At 58.4% G+C, this 16,906-nt stretch carries 18 protein-coding genes; 8 read left to right on the top strand and 10 right to left on the bottom strand.

What is annotated here, in order from left to right; all coding sequences use genetic code 11:
- Positions 1-2: 2 nt before the first annotated feature.
- On the top strand, positions 3-644 hold the full coding sequence (locus CWM54_RS08995; RefSeq protein WP_002911423.1) for a bifunctional 4-hydroxy-2-oxoglutarate aldolase/2-dehydro-3-deoxy-phosphogluconate aldolase: 642 nt from the start codon (positions 3-5) through the stop codon (positions 642-644).
- 57 nt (positions 645-701) lie between these two features.
- On the opposite strand, the gene purT is transcribed toward CWM54_RS08995, so the two are convergent.
- Entirely contained in the window at positions 702-1,880 is a 1,179-nt protein-coding gene (purT, locus tag CWM54_RS08990) for a formate-dependent phosphoribosylglycinamide formyltransferase (RefSeq protein ID WP_061154106.1), read from the bottom strand.
- Positions 1,881-2,015: 135 nt separating this feature from the next.
- Between purT and CWM54_RS08985 the strand changes: the two genes are divergently transcribed.
- From CWM54_RS08985 to ptrB, 3 genes are all read left to right on the top strand, one after another.
- Positions 2,016-2,363, top strand: coding sequence for a YebG family protein (locus CWM54_RS08985; protein WP_100696787.1), 348 nt, complete (start codon positions 2,016-2,018; stop codon positions 2,361-2,363).
- Between the two features lie 145 nt (positions 2,364-2,508).
- Positions 2,509-3,171 (top strand): tellurite resistance TerB family protein, encoded by a 663-nt coding sequence (locus CWM54_RS08980; protein ID WP_100696785.1) that lies wholly within the window; start codon positions 2,509-2,511, stop codon positions 3,169-3,171.
- Positions 3,172-3,291: 120 nt separating this feature from the next.
- Positions 3,292-5,352 carry an oligopeptidase B gene (gene ptrB / locus CWM54_RS08975; RefSeq protein ID WP_074385459.1) on the top strand — a complete coding sequence of 687 codons (2,061 nt, stop codon included), beginning with the start codon at positions 3,292-3,294 and terminating at the stop codon, positions 5,350-5,352.
- Between the two features lie 3 nt (positions 5,353-5,355).
- On the opposite strand, the gene exoX is transcribed toward ptrB, so the two are convergent.
- Positions 5,356-6,015: an exodeoxyribonuclease X gene (gene exoX / locus CWM54_RS08970; protein ID WP_100696783.1), complete on the bottom strand. Its 660-nt coding sequence runs from the start codon at positions 6,013-6,015 to the stop codon at positions 5,356-5,358.
- Positions 6,016-6,093: 78 nt separating this feature from the next.
- Complete coding sequence (locus CWM54_RS08965) at positions 6,094-6,324, bottom strand: DNA polymerase III subunit theta (protein WP_012541260.1); 231 nt, start codon at positions 6,322-6,324, stop codon at positions 6,094-6,096.
- Between the two features lie 113 nt (positions 6,325-6,437).
- On the opposite strand from CWM54_RS08965, the gene yobA reads away from it, so the two are divergent.
- The 3 genes from yobA to CWM54_RS08950 are packed head-to-tail and all read left to right on the top strand — an operon-like array spanning position 6,438 to position 8,040.
- Entirely contained in the window at positions 6,438-6,812 is a 375-nt protein-coding gene (gene yobA / locus CWM54_RS08960; protein WP_100681212.1) for a CopC domain-containing protein YobA, read from the top strand.
- 3 nt (positions 6,813-6,815) lie between these two features.
- Positions 6,816-7,685: a copper homeostasis membrane protein CopD gene (copD, locus tag CWM54_RS08955; RefSeq protein WP_100681211.1), complete on the top strand. Its 870-nt coding sequence runs from the start codon at positions 6,816-6,818 to the stop codon at positions 7,683-7,685.
- Between the two features lie 16 nt (positions 7,686-7,701).
- On the top strand, positions 7,702-8,040 hold the full coding sequence (locus tag CWM54_RS08950) for a YebY family protein (RefSeq protein WP_008804271.1): 339 nt from the start codon (positions 7,702-7,704) through the stop codon (positions 8,038-8,040).
- Positions 8,041-8,681: 641 nt separating this feature from the next.
- On the opposite strand, the gene CWM54_RS28520 is transcribed toward CWM54_RS08950, so the two are convergent.
- Complete coding sequence (locus CWM54_RS28520; protein WP_142667623.1) at positions 8,682-8,825, bottom strand: Ecr family regulatory small membrane protein; 144 nt, start codon at positions 8,823-8,825, stop codon at positions 8,682-8,684.
- A 103-nt stretch (positions 8,826-8,928) separates the two neighbouring features.
- The gene (locus CWM54_RS08940; protein ID WP_061154113.1) at positions 8,929-9,897 is read right to left on the bottom strand and encodes a VirK/YbjX family protein; all 969 of its coding nucleotides are present in this window, start codon (positions 9,895-9,897) and stop codon (positions 8,929-8,931) included.
- 155 nt (positions 9,898-10,052) lie between these two features.
- On the opposite strand from CWM54_RS08940, the gene pphA reads away from it, so the two are divergent.
- The gene (pphA, locus tag CWM54_RS08935; RefSeq protein WP_100696781.1) at positions 10,053-10,706 is read left to right on the top strand and encodes a protein-serine/threonine phosphatase; all 654 of its coding nucleotides are present in this window, start codon (positions 10,053-10,055) and stop codon (positions 10,704-10,706) included.
- On the opposite strand, the gene CWM54_RS08930 is transcribed toward pphA, so the two are convergent.
- The 5 genes from CWM54_RS08930 to yebS form a co-directional block, all read right to left on the bottom strand.
- Positions 10,703-10,894: a YebW family protein gene (locus CWM54_RS08930; RefSeq protein ID WP_002911395.1), complete on the bottom strand. Its 192-nt coding sequence runs from the start codon at positions 10,892-10,894 to the stop codon at positions 10,703-10,705. The two genes, pphA and CWM54_RS08930, sit on opposite strands and share 4 nt — an antisense overlap.
- 97 nt (positions 10,895-10,991) lie before the next feature.
- Complete coding sequence (locus tag CWM54_RS08925) at positions 10,992-11,231, bottom strand: YebV family protein (protein WP_002911393.1); 240 nt, start codon at positions 11,229-11,231, stop codon at positions 10,992-10,994.
- Between the two features lie 115 nt (positions 11,232-11,346).
- Positions 11,347-12,780 (bottom strand): 16S rRNA (cytosine(1407)-C(5))-methyltransferase RsmF, encoded by a 1,434-nt coding sequence (rsmF, locus tag CWM54_RS08920; RefSeq protein WP_100696779.1) that lies wholly within the window; start codon positions 12,778-12,780, stop codon positions 11,347-11,349.
- Between the two features lie 129 nt (positions 12,781-12,909).
- A complete protein-coding gene (locus tag CWM54_RS08915) occupies positions 12,910-15,543 on the bottom strand; it encodes a PqiB family protein (RefSeq protein ID WP_061154116.1) in 2,634 nt (877 codons plus the stop codon).
- Positions 15,512-16,795, bottom strand: coding sequence for a membrane integrity lipid transport subunit YebS (gene yebS, locus CWM54_RS08910; RefSeq protein WP_074385466.1), 1,284 nt, complete (start codon positions 16,793-16,795; stop codon positions 15,512-15,514). The genes CWM54_RS08915 and yebS overlap by 32 nt, the downstream gene beginning before the upstream one ends.
- Positions 16,796-16,906: the final 111 nt, after the last annotated feature.

Genomic DNA, 16,906 nt, shown 5'->3' with positions numbered 1-16,906 from the left:
TGATGAAAAACTGGAAAACAACAGCAGAAGCAATCCTCACCTCCGGTCCGGTTGTCCCGGTTATCGTAGTGAAAAAGCTGGAGCATGCGGTACCGATGGCGAAAGCGCTGGTCGCAGGCGGCGTGCGCGTGTTGGAAGTCACCCTGCGCACCGAGTGCGCCCTGGAAGCGATCCGCGCGATTGCCAAAGAAGTGCCGGACGCGATTGTCGGCGCGGGCACGGTCACCAACGTCGAGCAGCTGAAAGCGGTAACGGAAGCTGGCGCGCAGTTCGCTATCAGCCCGGGGCTGACCGAATCCCTGCTGAAAGCGGCGACTGAAGACGGCACCATTCCGCTGATCCCGGGGATCAGCACGGTGTCCGAGCTGATGCTGGGTATGCAGTATGGTCTGAAAGAGTTTAAATTCTTCCCGGCGGAAGCCAACGGCGGCGTGAAAGCCCTGCAGGCGATTGCGGGTCCGTTCGGCCACATTCGTTTCTGCCCGACCGGCGGTATCTCTCCGGCCAACTACCGTGACTACCTGGCGCTGAACAGCGTGCTGTGCATTGGCGGTTCCTGGCTGGTGCCAGCCGATGCGCTGGAGGCCGGCGACTACGATCGCATTACCACCCTGGCGCGTGAAGCGGTGGAAGGCGCGAAGTAAACCGCGCCTCAAGGTCGACAACCCGGTCAGCGGCAACGCGACCGGGTTTTTTTGTCTCTACCCTTCGACGATGACCGCCGCGGCGGCAGTTTTAGCCCGTGCCACCGCCTCTTCGACTGAATCGGCGACGGCGAGGGTCACCCCCAGGCGGCGGGTACCGTCAATCTCTGGCTTGCCGAACAGACGCAGCTGCAGGCCAGCCCCGACGGCCGATTGCAACTGGCCAAAGCTGACGTTCTGGCTGGTCAGCTGCGGAAGGATCACTGCGGAAGCGGCCGGACCATACTGACGGATAGCGCCGACGGGCAGTCCAAGGAAGGCGCGAACGTGCAGGGCGAATTCCGAGAGATCCTGCGAGATCAGCGTCACCATGCCGGTGTCATGTGGGCGCGGGGAGACTTCGCTAAAGATCACCTCGTCGCCGCATACGAACAGTTCCACGCCAAACAGGCCATGACCGCCCAGCGCCAGCACCACCTTGCGGGCGATGGCCTGGGCACGTTCGAGGGCCAGGTCGCTCATCTGCTGCGGTTGCCAGGACTCACGGTAATCGCCGTCTTCCTGGCGATGGCCAACCGGGGCGCAGAAATGCACGCCATCGACGGCGCTGACGGTGAGCAGGGTGATTTCAAAGTCGAAACTCACCACCCCCTCGACGATCACCCGCCCGGCGCCGGCGCGGCCGCCCTGCTGCGCATAGCGCCAGGCTTCGCTGAGCTGGTCAGCCGAGCGGATAAAGCTCTGGCCTTTGCCGGAGGAGCTCATCACCGGTTTGACGATGCATGGCAAACCGATCTCGGTAACGGCCGCACGGAAGCCTTCTTCGCTGTCGGCGAAGCGATAGCTGGAGGTGGGGAGCTGCAGCTCTTCTGCCGCCAGGCGGCGAATGCCTTCGCGGTTCATGGTGAGCTTTGCCGCCCGCGCCGTGGGGACCACTTTCTGCCCGGCCTGTTCCAGTTCAACCAGGGTATCGGTAGCAATAGCTTCGATCTCCGGCACGATGTAATCGGGTTTTTCCTGTTCAATCAGGGCGCGCAGGCTCTCGCCGTGCAGCATATTGATGACGTGGGCGCGGTGGGCGACCTGCATCGCCGGGGCATCGGGGTAGCGGTCGACGGCGATAGTTTCAATGCCCAGACGCTGACATTCAATGGCGACTTCTTTGCCCAGCTCGCCGGAACCTAACAGCATTACTTTGGTGGCTGCCGGGCGCAGCGCGGTGCCTAATACAGTCATAACTCTCTTCCGCAGTAAAAAAAGATGCCGCCGATTATAAACGAAAACGTTTGCGTCTGTCTTTACGCGCGTGAGTTGAGTCCGGAGAGGAAATTTGTTATACTGTATAAAAATACAGTATTGAGAGGCTGCAGCATGGCGGTTGAAATTAAATATGTTGTGATCCGCGAAGGTGAGGAAAAAATGTCTTTTGCCAGCAAAAAAGAGGCCGACGCTTACGACAAAATGCTCGATCTGGCAGAGGTGCTGAATGACTGGCTGATGGCATCGCCGCTGGAGATGGATGACGCCCAGCGTGACACCATGGCGATGTGGCTGGCAGAGCGAAAAGAGGCGCTGCAGCATATCCTGCGCGTCGGCCGATTGCCGGAGCAGGATGCGTCCGCGCACGACTCACCCGCGTCGTCGGCGGCAGAAGAGGCTTCTCCGGCGGATGAAGACGCTGCACCGGCTGCCAAAGCGCGTAAGGTGAAAGTGGCCTGACTGGCGGCAGCCAGCTATGGCCTGGCTGGCTGGGCAGGGATTTGTCTGCCGCGCCCACCTTTGCGCATCTTTAGCCAGGTCTAACATTTCCTGACATCGCGTCGTTTAGGCTGATAGCAGTGTTTTATCACCTGAGAGGAAAACCATGGCTAACTGGCTTAATCAACTGCAGTCGCTGCTCGGGCAGCAGGGCGCGTCACCGACAGGCGAGTCGTCAAAAGGGAGCGCACTGCTGCCTGGTGCGATTGGCGGGCTGGCCGGGTTGCTGGTGGCCAGTAAATCCTCACGCAAACTGCTGGCGAAGTACGGCACCAGCGCGCTGCTGGCAGGCGGTGGGGCGGTGGCGGGTACGGTGTTATGGAACAAGTATCAACAGAAGATGCGCGCTCAAAACGCGCCTGCGTCCGAGGCGAGCACGCCGGCTGTCGTGCCGGCGGACGTTGATCCGCGCAGCGTGCGGCTGATCACCGCGCTGGTTTTTGCCGCCAAGAGCGATGGTCATATTGATGACCACGAGCGGGCCAATATTGAAGCCCAGCTGCGGGCGGCCAATATTGACGTTCAGGCTCGGGTGCTGATCGACCAGGCGCTGGCCCAACCGCTGGATCCACAGCGTCTGGCGGAGGGCATCGTTGATTCGCAGGAGGCGCTGGAGATCTACTACGTCAGCTGCGCGGTCATTGATATCGACCACTTTATGGAACGCAGTTATCTGAACGCGCTGGGAGACGCGCTGTCACTGCCAAAGGATGTCCGGGCCGATATAGAACAGGATATCCAGTCACAAAAACAAGCGCTAAGCGTCTAAATTATCACGTTTCGCTTGCATCGCCCGCGTCTTTTGCCACCCTTATAGACACGTCATCATTCAGGCGCCGCCGTGTGGCCTGAATGCTCTTGTGTCACGATAAAGCAGCAGAAGACCAACATGCCACCAAAAGCCAAACGGATCCCTCACGCCATGACCTTGCATGGCGATACACGCATCGATAACTATTACTGGCTGCGCGACGATGAGCGCGCGCAACCTGACGTGCTGGACTATCTGCACGCGGAGAACGCCTACGGCAAGCGGGTAATGGATTCGCAGCTCAGCCTGCAGGAACGTCTGCTGAAGGAGATTATTGACCGCATTCCGCAACGGGAAGTCTCCGCCCCTTACAGTAAAAACGGTTTTCGCTACCGCCAGGTTTACGAGCCGGGCTGTGAATACGCCATCTATCAGCGCCAGTCGGTGCTCAAAGAGGAGTGGGATGAGTGGGAGATCCTGCTTGACGGCAACCAGCGGGCGGCGAAGAGTGAGTTCTACACCCTTGGCGGACTGGGCGTCGCGCCGAATAACCAATTGATGGCGGTAGCGGAGGATTATCTTTCCCGCCGCCAGTATGGCCTGCGCTTCTGCAACCTTAGCAGCGGTGAGTGGTACCCGGAGATCCTGGAAAATGTCACTTCGGGCTTTGCCTGGAGTAATGATTCCCGCTTTGTGTGGTACGTGCGTAAACATCCCACCACGCTGCTGCCTTATCAGGTCTGGCGCCACACGGTGGGTACCGCGGCGCAGAGTGATGTGCTGGTGTACGAAGAAAAAGATGAGACCTTCTACGTCAGCGTACATAAGACCACTTCCCAGCAGTTCGTGGTGATTTATCTCTCCAGCGCCACCACCAGTGAAGCATTACTGCTCAACGCCGAACTCCCTGACGCTGAGCCGGTCTGCTTCCTGCCGCGGCGGAAAGATCACGAATACAGCCTCGATCACTATCAGCACGCGTTCTATCTGCGATCCAACCGGGAGGGGAAGAATTTTGGCCTCTATCGTACCGTGCTGCGCGATGAAGATCAGTGGACCACGCTGATCCCGCCGCGTCACGACGTGATGCTCGAAGGATTTACGCTGTTTACCGACTGGCTGGTCGTCGAGGAGCGCCAGCGCGGCCTGACCAGCTTGCGGCAAATTAACCGCAAGACCCGGGAGGTGGTAGGGATCGCCTTTGACGATCCGGCCTATGTCACCTGGCTTGCCTATAATCCGGAACCCGAAACATCGCGCCTGCGTTACGGGTATTCCTCCATGACCACGCCGGACACCCTGTTTGAACTGGATATGGATACCGGCGAACGGCGGGTTATCAAGCAGCAGGAAGTGAAGGGGCTGGACACGAGCTGCTACCAGAGCGAACACCTGTGGGTGACCGCCCGCGATGGCGTCGAGGTTCCGGTATCGCTGGTCTACCATCGCGACCATTTCCGCAAAGGGAGCAATCCGCTGCTGGTCTATGGCTATGGCTCATATGGCGAGAGTATCGATGCCGATTTCAGCGCCAGCCGGCTGAGTCTGCTCAACCGGGGCTTTGTCTACGCCATTGCCCACGTCCGCGGCGGTGGCGAGCTGGGGCAGCAGTGGTATGAGGACGGCAAATTTCTGAGTAAGAAAAATACCTTCAATGACTATCTGGACGTCTGCGACGCGCTACTGGCCCAGGGGTACGGCGATCCGCAGCTCTGCTATGGCATGGGGGGCAGCGCCGGCGGGATGCTGATGGGCGTGGCCGTTAACGAACGTCCTGAGCTGTTTCATGGCGTGATAGCCCAGGTGCCGTTCGTCGACGTGGTGACCACCATGCTGGATGAATCTATTCCATTGACTACCGGTGAGTTTGAAGAGTGGGGAAACCCACAGGATGAAACCTATTACCACTACATGAAAAGCTACAGCCCCTACGACGGCGTCCGGGCGCAGGCTTATCCGCATATGCTGGTGACCACCGGGCTGCACGATTCCCAGGTGCAATACTGGGAGCCGGCAAAATGGGTGGCCAAACTGCGGGAACTGAAAACCGACGATAACCTGCTGCTGCTTTGCACCGATATGGATTCCGGCCATGGCGGCAAATCCGGGCGCTTTAAAAGCTATGAGGGAGTGGCGCTGGAGTATGCCTTTTTCATTGCCCTGGCGCAGGGGACACTGCCGGGGAAAGCGGCAGTGTGACGACTATTCCCCGAGGTAATGTTTGAGGGTCAGGCGCAGTTCGGGGCTCATGCGGTCGAGATTGTTGAATAACCAGCGCAGGTAGCCGGGGTCGTTTTCAGCAATTTCGGCCACCGCTTTACCCCGGTATTTGCCGAAAGTAAAGGTGGTAAGCAGCGCCGGGCGGCCGGTAATATTGGCCATTTCGTCAGGCGTCCAGCCGGAAACGTTGATGATATCCAGCAACAGCGCGGCGGTGATATAGCAGTCATACAGCGCGCGGTGGTGATGCAGCCCCGGCGGGGTCGCCACATTCAGCTTACGTGATTTATATAACCCCATATTGCTGTATTTGATCCCCGGCCACAGGCGGCGGGCCAGCTTCATGGTACAAATCCACTCGCCGCTCATCTCCGGTAACACCCGGCGGTCAAAGCTGGCGTTGTGCGCGACATACCAGGGACTGCCAAGATAGTGCGGAATAATCTCCTCAATCCACGGCTTATCAGCGACCATCTCTTCCGTTATACGGTGGATAGCCATCGCCTGCGGCGTGATGGGGCGGTCAGGACGCACCAGATGGCTCATCGGGTTAGTGATGTGCCCATCGACAATGTCGACCGAGGCGATTTCGACGATGCCCCCCTGCAGGCCGCAGGTTTCGGTATCAATGACGCGCAACATGGCTCGCTCCAGAGCAAAACAACAAGCGTAAAGGAATTGGGTGGCCTTGCCAACCGACGGGGAGCAGGCGGGCGCGCATTATTTCTGCTTCGGCTCCCAGGGCAGTCGGGAAAGCGAAACAGACGCCAGCCGGTGGGCGATCAGTCGTTCGCGGAACCAGTCGCGCAGATGGGCGGGCTGCTCACGCTCGACCAAATCAGCGACCACCGGCATGTTGTATCGCTCCTTAAACGCGACGCCGGCGGCGGCGAGATCGACGTTGACCTTATCCATCTCAGCTTGCGAAATTTTGGCCAGATTTCTTTCCATTATTAACTCCAGTGTGCTGGTAAACCCGGTCGAGGCGCTGACGCTTAGCTCGACTCTGCCATTATACAGGGTTATTCTCTGTCCTACAGACATAACAAAAGGGAATGACGAATATGCGACTCCTCGCTGGACGCGCGTTGCGCCTCTCGGTTGCGTTTGCCGGTATGTTAACCGCGGCAGGCGCCTTCGCCCACGCTCACCTGCAACAGCAGATCCCCGCCGCGGGTGCACAGCTGACCGCTCCCCCTCAGACGCTGACGCTCAGTTTCTCCGAAGGGATCGAACCGGCCTTCAGCGGCGTGGTCGTCACCGGTCCGCAGCAGCACGCGGTAGCCACCGGAAAACTGACCCGCAGCGCTGACAACCCCGCTCAGGTCACCTTACCCCTGGCGGAAACGTTGCCTCCGGGGGAGTACACCGTAGCATGGCATGTGGTCTCGGTTGACGGCCATAAAACCAAAGGGCAATACACTTTTAGCGTGAAGTGATCGATGTTGACCGGGCTCTATATCACGCTGCGTTTTGGGCACTTTATCACCCTGATGTTGGCTTTTGGCTGCGTGCTGTACGGCGCCTGGTGGGCGCCAGTACCGCTGAGGCGCGTGCTGATGCACCGCTTTTATCCGCTATTGCGCCCCCTGATGTTGATCGGCGCGCTCTCAACCGTGGCGCTGTATCTGCTGCAGGGGGGGATAATGGGCGACGGCTGGGCGGATGTCTGGCAGCCCGCCGTTTGGCAGGCGGTAGCGGGTACCCGCTTCGGCGGGGTGTGGATCTGGCAGATCCTGCTGGCGTTGACTGCTTTCGCCGTGGTGTGGATCCGTCCCCATCACGGCGCCAGGCAACTGATGGCCCTGCTGGCAGCCCAGCTGTTGCTTTCCGCCGGGGTAGGACATGCCGCCATGCACGATGGCTTACTTGGCGCCCTGCAGCGGACTAATCATGCCGTCCACCTCTTCTGCGTCGCCAGCTGGTTCGGCGGCCTGTTGCCCTTCATCTACTGCCTGCGCCTGGCGCAGGGGCGCTGGCGTCAGGCTGCAATCTATACCATGGCGCGCTTTTCGCGTTACGGACATCTGGCAGTGGCCGGCACCCTTGCCAGCGGCGTAGTCAATGCGCTGTTGATCCAGGGTGCGGTGATCGGAACCTCGCCCTGGGGGCGCATGCTGTTGATCAAATGTGCGCTGGTCGCCGGGATGGTGGTAATTGCCTTAGTGAACAGGTATGTTCTGGTACCGCGCATGTCGGCAAGCGGTTCGCGGGCGGAAAGCCTGATCCTGCGGACCACGCAGGCTGAGATAGGGCTGGGCGCGCTGGCGCTGCTGGCCGTCAGTCTGTTTGCCACCTGGGAACCTTATTGAATTAACTGGCAAAATCATGAAAAAAATTGTTCTGACCATGTTGTTACTGGCAAGCTCCGGGGCTGCTCTGGCGGCGCCGCAAATTATCACCGTGAGCCGCTTTGAAGTGGGGAAGGAGAGCTGGGCGTTCAACCGTGAAGAGGTGATGTTGACCTGCCGTCCGGGTAACGCGCTTTACGCCATCAACCCGAGTACGCTGGTCCAGTATCCGCTCAATGACGTAGCGGAACAGCAGGTTAAAGCCGGCAAGACGACCGCGCAGCCGATCTCCGTGATCCAGATCGACGATCCGCAGCATCCGGGACAAAAAATGAGCCTCGCGCCATTTATCGAGCGAGCGCAGAAGCTCTGCTAGCGTTCCGCGTTATCTTACTGTAATAGCATAAAAAAAACCGCCCTTGCCGGATAACGGCAGTGGCGGTTTTTTACTGGCTGACAGCCGTTTACCAGGAATTATACGACCACATTGGCCGCAGACTGGAAAAGCTGACGCGTTAAACTATTCTTATAGTGCAAGGCGACTTAGCCTGCATTAATGCCAACTTTTAGCGCACGGCTCTCTCCCAAGAGCCATTTCCCTGGACCGAATACAGGAATCGTATTCGGTCTCTTTTTATCTGTCACTTTTTGCTTTCGCAATAGCCAGCGACATCATGTCAGTCAAACCCCAGGCTGGCCTCTGGATGTCCCGTTATAGCACACCGTTTTTAGCATACACAATCCATTTACACACAAATCGCATCCTGAGGAAGGGTTGCGTCGGGAAGGAGAGATCTGAAACTGAGGTGGAAAGAGAAAAGAAAAAACCTGCACCTAACCAGGCCCGGCGTGCAGGTTAACAGGCGGGCCAACATCGGAAGTCTGCTAGTATACATATTTGTATGATAAATAAAATGAGCAAAGTCTAATAGATTTGGCAATTCATGCGATTAGCTATCATCGAACGACCGTATCGCTAAAAATAATAAGCAAATGCGCTATGTGTGGCGGTTGAAATTATTCAGGAACGCTAAAGGTGGGGTATATCTTACTTTCGAGATAGCAGAGCAAAAGCCAAATTTCATCGCTAAAAATAAACCATACGCAGCCCAGCAGAATGACCGCAAGAATAATTAGCAGGAAAATTTCGGTTTTACTCATCATGCCAACCACTATCCAATGGCGCCTGGGGCCATGATAGTAGCGAAATAAGTACCGAATAAGCAAACGCCGCGTGTCAGCGCGGCGTTACCGGCAGCGAAATTTACGTGCCATGGCGCGGTTGCGTCAGGATGTCCACCTGCTCAGCCAGCTGATCCAGCAGCTGGAACCGACGCCGGTATTCAGCCCGTTTTTTACTGGCGATACTCTCCAGTGGTTTGCGTTCCAGACGCTGCGGCAGCCGCCAGCGCCAGGCGCTTTCCGGCTTACCGTCGATGGACTGCCAGAACTCGTCGTAACTGGCGTGGAAATGGCGGCCCTTGCTCAGGCGATAGCGCAGGGCACGGAACACATGGCCATTATCGCTGACGCCATAAATCGACTCGATAGCGCTGCGAGCAGCCAGCAGCCAGATGAACTCCAGCAGCAGGCGCTTCGGGAACAGGCCGAAGCAGGCGCGAGTGGCCTGCTTAATCACCTCATGGGAAACGTGGCGCCGTGGCCCCTGCAGGCCGCCAATGACCAGCTGCCAGGCTTCACCGTCCCAGGTCACGCTAAAGGTTGCGCTGGCCAACAGGGTGTTGTTGTTGTCACGTAGCCACAGCGTGGTTTCGCCCTCACGCTCAGCCTTCCCGGCAGACGAGGCGGAGAGCGTGAACGGGCTGTCGTCTTTTCCGTTCAGCGTCAGCAGCGGGACCTCGCTCACCGCGGTCATGGCATGCGCCAGCAGCGACCCCTGCAGGGTATCGATGTAGCGATAATGACTTATCACCGCCATCGCCCGCTGCCAGGCGTTAAGATCGCGCGTCAGGTACTGACGGTGCACTTTCCCCGGCAAGGTCGCCTGCGCGGCCAGAAGCTGGTTAAAATCATCGCGGGCGCTAAGCGCCTCAAGCATCGCTTTGGTGGGGCTATAAAATAACGCCGTACGCAGCAGAAATTTAAGGCGAAAATTTCTCTGCCGCCAGATAGGTGCAGGTATTAGTCTGCCCATCACCAGATCGGCAATAAGATGCGAGCGCGGCGCAAGTACGCTGGTTGAATGCAGGCTATTGTCTGTCACGATAAACACCTCGTTGTTATTTCCTCCTATTTTAAAGCGAGCCTCTGATAAGCTTAATCCTCTGGCCGACTATATTTCCCGTTTGTTTAAAATCGATTGAGGTGTAAATAAAAATCACCGGGATCCGGCGCAATTACCTATAATTACAGCAGAGAGGTAATTATATGTATCAACGTATTAATGGTAGCGACTGGCGTAATATCTGGCTGATGGGCGATCTGCATGGTTGCTTTGCGCTACTGATGGGCCGCCTGCGTCAGCTGCGCTTTGATCCCTGGGCCGATCTGCTCATTTCCGTGGGCGATCTGATCGATCGCGGACCGCAGAGCGCTGACTGCCTCGGCCTGCTGCGCTGCCGCTGGTTCAGGGCCGTACGGGGGAATCATGAACAGATGGCGCTGGAGGCGCTGGAGAGCGGGGATATGGCACTCTGGCAGATGAATGGCGGCGACTGGTATGGCCGGGGCACCGCGCAGCAGCGGGCCGAAGCCGACCGGCTGTTAGCGCGTTGTCAGCGGCTACCGTTGATTATTGAAGTTGGGTGTGCAGATGCCCGGCATGTGATCGCCCATGCCGATTATCCGGCGCCAGTCTATCGCTGGCAGCAGCCGGTGGATCCCCTGCGGGTGTTATGGAGCCGTCATCGCCTGAGCGAACATCTGGCGGGACGTCATGGCGCCATCGCCGGAGCAGACCATTTCTGGTTTGGCCATACGCCGCTTCGCACGCCTTATGAACGCGATAATCAACACTATATTGATACAGGCGCCGTGTTTGGCGGAACGCTGACGCTGGTGGCGCTACAATCGGCAGGTTAAAAATCGCTGTATTCGCTGGCGGGTTGCCAGAAGCCGTCAATAAAATCTTCTATCGGATAGCAGCCGCCGTGGCGGATCCGCTGATCCTCCATCGCCACTAAACACTGCGTTTCCTCGCGGTAGACGTCAACCACAATGTCCTCACAGCCGCCATCCAGATAGCAAATAAACAACACCAAGGCAAACATCCTGGCCTCATGCTCGGGTTCACATACTATTTAGTGTAGGGGATGACAGCGGGACGGGGAAATAAATAACCCGTCTCTGGCGACGGGTTCATTTGAGTCAGGCAAGGCGCATGACCCAGGCATCAGACTGGCGGTCGTAATGTTTACGGTAGAGAACGGAATGTTCGCCATTGAGAATGGCGGGCACGCTGGTATCGGCATCCCAGGCGTCAAGCTGCATACATAAATCTGGATCGGATTTGCAGGGAATACTTAACGTTCGCTCTCCCTGATGTTCACCGTGCAGTTCGGCATCGTCTATCTCAAACGCGCCGATGCGGACATTGGTTTTACTCATCGCTTCACCCCATTTTTCAGCTGAGTTGTGGTACGACCAGTTGAGGCCGTCATTTTTCAGCGTAGTCAATGGGGTGAAAATCGCCAGTCAAAAAATGCGTATTTTTTGCACGACGTCACACCTTGCCGGCAAAAAGTTTCCCATCGCGCACCAGTTCACGCGGGTAGCTGTTCTTCAGGCGGGAGCCGACGCGCTTGGCCAGGCCCAGCGGGACACCCTGGAAGGTCACGATGGCTTCATCCTGCTGCGGCGCGGTCTGCGGATAGACGTCGCGTCCGCGATACCACTCCTCCGCTTCCTCCTGCGTCAGCTCGAAGGCGCGCTGCGGCGCGGCAAAGGCGATAACCGCCTCATGCTGCCAGCGGTAACCCTTGTTGTGCACCTCCGCCAGGCGTACGCCGATGCGTGAAAAACGCACCTTGCCAAACAGGGGCTCCATAGCCTGCGGGAACAGCCACAGCTCTTTATCGCGCTGCCACAGCGTATGGCCCGCGTCCCACTCGAGGCCAACAGCGTTGGCGGCGGCGGTTACCGCGGCGGCTTCACGGCCCTTCAGCGGAACAAACGGGAATTTGCCGACCTTATAGCCTGGCGCCGGGAGCGGCTCGATCGCTGCAGTCTTGCGCAGACGAGCAACGAAGAAGCCTTCGCAATCGTAGATCTGCGGGAACACGTGCAGAAACCCTTCAGCGGTTAAGGCATCGGCCGCGCCGGAAAACAGATCTCCCAGCGGCAGGATCTCCACCGCCTGCGGATAACGGGACAGCAGCCACTGAACGACCGCCTGATTTTCCTCGCGATTCAGGGTGCAGGTCGAATACACCAGCGTCCCGCCAGGACGCAGGGCATGGAAGGCGCTGTCGATAAGTTCGCGCTGGGTGGCGGCAATGTCGAGGTTGCTCTCCGGCGACCAGTTTTTCAGCGCGTCAGCATCTTTACGCACCACGCCTTCGCCCGAACAGGGAGCATCAAGCAGGATGGCGTCGAAAGCTTCAGGTAGCGCCGCGCCGAAAACCCGGCCGTCGAAGTGGGTCAGGGCGACGTTACTGATGCCGCAGCGGCTGATGTTGGCATGCAGCACCTTCACCCGGCTGGCGGAGAACTCATTGGCCAGGATACCGCCCGCGTTACCCATTCGGGCGGCGATCTGGGTGGTCTTTGACCCCGGCGCAGCGGCAACGTCCATCACTCGTTCAGGCTGCGGGTTATCAGCGAACAGGGCGGCGACCGGTAGCATCGAGCTTGCTTCCTGAATATAGAACAGCCCGCTGAGATGTTCGGCGGTACTGCCCAGCGGCAGTGCATCGTCGTTGTCCCGCTCGATCCAGAATCCCTCTTCACACCAGGGGACCGGCGTCAGCTGCCAGCCATACGGGGCGACCAGAGAGAGGAAATCATCAACGCTAATCTTCAGCGTGTTGACGCGAATACTGCGGCGTAGCGGGCGCTGGCAGGCGGCGATAAAGTCGTCGAAGGAGAGGTGCGCGGGCATTGCCGCACGCATTTGAGCGAGAAACGCTTCAGGGAAATAGACAGTATTTTCAGCCACAGGCAGCGCACCACAGAAAAAAAGGGTGCGCAGTTTAGCACAAACGCCCCGGTGCAGGACACCGGGGCGTGCGGTTGGTTATCTTCCCGCCCCCGGCGTTGGCCGGGGCGGGAGAAGGGGTCGTGAGGGTTACTGCGGCAGGGCGGTGCCCCATTCCCGCCACTCTTTCGGCTCGCTCTCCTGCAGCAGGAAGTGCTTGCCATCCTGAGCCTTTGGCGCCAGCGGCGTACCCGGCGGCGTGGCAAACGCGATCCCACCGCGGATAAACTGATTGAAGGTCCCGGTTTTCACCACGCCGCCAATCAGGCCGAAGTCGAGGCTGTAACCTGAGGCCAGCCAGAACACCGAGTTATTGCGTACCAGATACTGGTAGCGCTTGCTGATACGCAGTTTCACCATCACCCGATCGGACATCGACCCCAGCGACAGGCCGGTGACCGTCCCCACTTCAAGGCCGCGGAACAGGACCGGCGTACCGATGCCAAGCGACCCCGCCTCCGGCGCTTCCACCACAATGTTCAGGCCGTCGATATAGCGTGAGTCGCTGATCGTCGTATCCTGGATCTCAAAGTCGCGGCGCGCCGGGCCGCGTCCGGGCTCAACGTTGATATACGACTGGAACAGGGTGTCCAGATGCTCAACGCCCGCGGCGGAGATTTGCGGGGTGATCACCGAGAAGCGGGTCCCGGCCCGGGCGAAGGTGCCGACGTATTCCGGGTAGAGCACCGCTTTCGCCTGCACTTCGTTTTTGGCGGTGATCAGCTCCAGGGACTGGATCTGACCGATATCGATGCCGAGATAACGAATCGGCATCCCGGCCGCCATCTTCCCGGCGTCAAACGCGTGCAGGGTGATCTGGCCGCCCACGGCGCGTGCCGCCGTTTCAGAAGCATAAAGGATACGTTTGTTATTCAGCCGCGCGTTGGCGCTACTGCCGTTGAGGTTATCGAAACTGATCGCTCCTTTAATGGCGCGCGCCAGCGGCGAGGCCTGGACGGTGAGCCCGTTGCCGTCAAGTTTGACCTTCGCCCCCCCTTCGGCCCAGAAGACGCTGTTGTTGGTCAGCAGGTAGCGGTACTCCGGCTTGATATGCAGATCGATATCGAACGCGTCGCTGCGCGGTTTGACGGAGATGATTTCGCCGACGGCGAATTTACGATACAGCACCACCGAGCCGGCCTGAACGTCAGGCAGGGTCTCCGCTGAGAGGCTTAAGGTGGTGGTCGGCACTTCGCTCAGGCTGTTTTCCTGGGCCTTTTCGAGGTTGGCGTACAGCGGGTAGCTGCTCTGCATTTCGCCTTTTTCTCCCGGAATGACCCGGATCCCGCCATTAACCCATTCGCTGGCGCTGGCCCCCAGCACCTGCACGCCATCGAGTCCGACTTTGACATCCAGACGGCTGTTAACCACAAACTTGCTGTCGCCGCGAATGAGATCGCGGTATTCCGGGGCAATGGCGACCTGGAAGGTGACACCTTTAGCCGTCAGTTTGCGCTCCAGCACCTGGCCGACTTTTACCCCGTGCAGCACCAGCGGCTGGCCGCCGTCAATCCCGTAACTTTCCGGCGCGGAGAGCGTGACGGTGGCGACGTTGGGTTCCTCCAGCAAGGCTTTATCTGCTGGCATGACCGAGAAGTGATTGCGCGGCTCGCCTTCCCCGGGTACCAGTTCAAAGGTATTGCCGGTGAGCAGGGCGCTGACGCTGGGGTTGTCGAGGGAGATCTTCGGCTTCTTCATCTGAATCAGCGTTTTCTCACGCAGCAGCGTCACCACGCTCGGGTCGACGGTCATCTCGCCGGTCACCTTGCCGCCGGGGTTAAGATTCAGCTTACTTAACTGGCCCACTTCCAGCCCCTGATACATCAGCGGCGTCGAGCCTGCTTTCAGCCCATCGCCGTCGGGCAGGTCGAGGGTGACCAGCACACCACGCTGGCTATGCGCCAGATCTTCGTACAGATGATAGTCATCGTTTTGCGCCGCAACCTGCGAATCGGCGGGGGAGTCAAAGGCGATAGCGCCGTTCACCAGTGCAGAAAGGTTCTCCAGCTGCACTTTTGCCCCACTCAGGCCGACGTCGGCTTTGATCCCGGAGACGTTCCAGAATCGGCTGCCTTTTTTCACCAGGTTGGTAAATCGGCGTTCGATCAGGACATCGATGGTGACTCCCTGATTATTGGCATTCAGGGTGAAGTCATACACGCGTCCGACCGGGATCTTGCGGAAATAGACCAGCGAGCCGCTGCTCAGGGAGCCAAGGTCAGGCGCCTGCAGGTGGATCATCAGCTCGCCGTTGTTGATGCGGTATTTCGGCTGAGTGTCGAGGGCCACGAAGTGATCTTCGGGATCGCCTTTGCCTGGCATCATGCCGATGTAGTTCCCGCCCACCAGCGCATCCAGCCCGGAGACCCCGGCCAGAGAGGCTTTCGGCGTGACCAGCCAGAACTGGGTCTCTTTACGCAGTGCATCTTTCATATCGCGTTTGATGCTGGCGGAAACCTCAATCTTGCTCAGGTCTTTACTGAGGCTAATATCCTGGACGGTGCCGACTTCCACCCCCTGATAACGGATAGGCGTCCGCCCCGGGACGATGCCGTTAGCGGACTGGAAATCGATGGTAATCGTCGATCCGCGGTCGTCAAAGCTGGTCCAGATGAGCCAGGCGGCAATCAGTAGCGCGATGACCGGCAACAGCCAGAATGGCGAGATGCGGCGTTTAGTTTTTATTCTGGCTTCAGTCTGCGAAGCGGGCGATTCCTGACTCATGTGCGTCCCAAAGTAAGCGGCTGTCCAGCCATTCAACTGCAAGAATAGTTAAAATTACTGCACCGCCGAAGTAAACCGCCGCCGGCCCCATGGTGAAGGCGAGGAGCTGATCGCGATTTATTAGCGACATGGTGAGTGAGATAACAAACAGATCCAACATCGACCAGCGGCCAATCCAGGTTATCAGCCGCAGCAGCAGGATGCGGGTGCGCAACCCCTGCTCACACTTGAATTGTATGCTGACCAGGAGGGTAAATAACACTATAACTTTGGTGAATGGCACCAAAATACTGGCGATAAACACCACCCCGGCGATGGCGATATTGCTGTTGGCAAGGGAGATTATCCCGGAGAGGATCGTATCGTCCTGGCGCGCACCATTGACATAGATGATCGAGATCGGCAGCAGGTTGGCCGGTAAGAGGAAAATCATCGAAGCGACCAGCGCCGCCCAGCTGCGCTGCAGGCTCTGGGGCCGGCGATGATGCAGCGGGGTGTGGCAGCGTCGGCAGCGGCCACGCGCGTCGCGGTAGCCGGTGTAGTGGCAACTGGTGCACACCTGCAGATTATTATCGGCGCGGGTCGCCGGCCGTTCAGGGTAGAAACGCTCCCACAGCTCTTCGACGTTCATGTGAATAAGCGTCAGGATGCTCAGCAGCGTCAGCGAGATAAACGCCACCAGGCCGATGCCGGGCTGCAGAAAGGCGTAATCCTGCACCTTGATGGAGGCGACGCCAATACCCACCAGATAGATATCCAGCATCACCCACTCTTTGAGCTTGCCGAGCATCAGCAGCACCGGGCGCAGGTTCATCCCCAGGACGTTGCCCAGCCAAAGATAGCTAATCGAGACCACCAGCAGCACCGGGGCGACCACCGCGCAAAACAGCACCATGGCGGCGGTAAGCGGGTCACCCTGTGCGGTCATCTGCCAGATCCCCTGCAGGACGTTGGCGTCGATGCGTACGCCCAACAGATGCAGGCGCAGCAGAGGTTCAGACCAGGCAAAAGGCATTAACAGCAGCATCGCAACAGCCATGCTGCCCAGACGCGTCAGCGACCAGTCGCGCCCATCACGCACCTTCGCGTTACAGCGTGGACACCAGGCGCTTTGGTAGCGTTTAAGCACCGGTAAGCGAAAGAGCATGTCACACTGCGTACAGCGCTGATAATGCGCATAGGGAAGCGGCGTGCTGACGGCATGCACGACCATCTTCTTCGCAGGTTTGATCGTTGGTGTTTTTATCGGCATTTATTACGTACAGGAATGAATGTATCCCACTATCTTAACCTATGAATGAATTCATCTTGAGCCTAAGCGCATTTAATGCTTATTTTAGTAGGCTGTACGTATCAGGCAGTA

This window comes from Klebsiella sp. D-Nf1 (assembly GCF_002810515.1).
GTDB lineage: Bacteria > Pseudomonadota > Gammaproteobacteria > Enterobacterales > Enterobacteriaceae > Klebsiella > Klebsiella variicola.
This window is presented reverse-complemented; position numbering and strand designations above follow the sequence as displayed.

Bases quoted from the DNA above. Each gene is read 5' to 3' on its own strand.
- CWM54_RS08995 (WP_002911423.1), top strand. From the start codon at position 3: ATGAAAAACTGGAAAACAACAGCAGAAGCAATCCTCACCTCCGGTCCG.
- purT (WP_061154106.1), bottom strand. From the start codon at position 1,880: ATGACTGTATTAGGCACCGCGCTGCGCCCGGCAGCCACCAAAGTAATG.
- CWM54_RS08985 (WP_100696787.1), top strand. From the start codon at position 2,016: ATGGCGGTTGAAATTAAATATGTTGTGATCCGCGAAGGTGAGGAAAAA.
- CWM54_RS08980 (WP_100696785.1), top strand. From the start codon at position 2,509: ATGGCTAACTGGCTTAATCAACTGCAGTCGCTGCTCGGGCAGCAGGGC.
- ptrB (WP_074385459.1), top strand. From the start codon at position 3,292: ATGCCACCAAAAGCCAAACGGATCCCTCACGCCATGACCTTGCATGGC.
- exoX (WP_100696783.1), bottom strand. From the start codon at position 6,015: ATGTTGCGCGTCATTGATACCGAAACCTGCGGCCTGCAGGGGGGCATC.
- CWM54_RS08965 (WP_012541260.1), bottom strand. From the start codon at position 6,324: ATGGAAAGAAATCTGGCCAAAATTTCGCAAGCTGAGATGGATAAGGTC.
- yobA (WP_100681212.1), top strand. From the start codon at position 6,438: ATGCGACTCCTCGCTGGACGCGCGTTGCGCCTCTCGGTTGCGTTTGCC.
- copD (WP_100681211.1), top strand. From the start codon at position 6,816: ATGTTGACCGGGCTCTATATCACGCTGCGTTTTGGGCACTTTATCACC.
- CWM54_RS08950 (WP_008804271.1), top strand. From the start codon at position 7,702: ATGAAAAAAATTGTTCTGACCATGTTGTTACTGGCAAGCTCCGGGGCT.
- CWM54_RS28520 (WP_142667623.1), bottom strand. From the start codon at position 8,825: ATGAGTAAAACCGAAATTTTCCTGCTAATTATTCTTGCGGTCATTCTG.
- pphA (WP_100696781.1), top strand. From the start codon at position 10,053: ATGTATCAACGTATTAATGGTAGCGACTGGCGTAATATCTGGCTGATG.
- CWM54_RS08930 (WP_002911395.1), bottom strand. From the start codon at position 10,894: ATGTTTGCCTTGGTGTTGTTTATTTGCTATCTGGATGGCGGCTGTGAG.
- CWM54_RS08925 (WP_002911393.1), bottom strand. From the start codon at position 11,231: ATGAGTAAAACCAATGTCCGCATCGGCGCGTTTGAGATAGACGATGCC.
- CWM54_RS08915 (WP_061154116.1), bottom strand. From the start codon at position 15,543: ATGAGTCAGGAATCGCCCGCTTCGCAGACTGAAGCCAGAATAAAAACT.
- yebS (WP_074385466.1), bottom strand. From the start codon at position 16,795: ATGCCGATAAAAACACCAACGATCAAACCTGCGAAGAAGATGGTCGTG.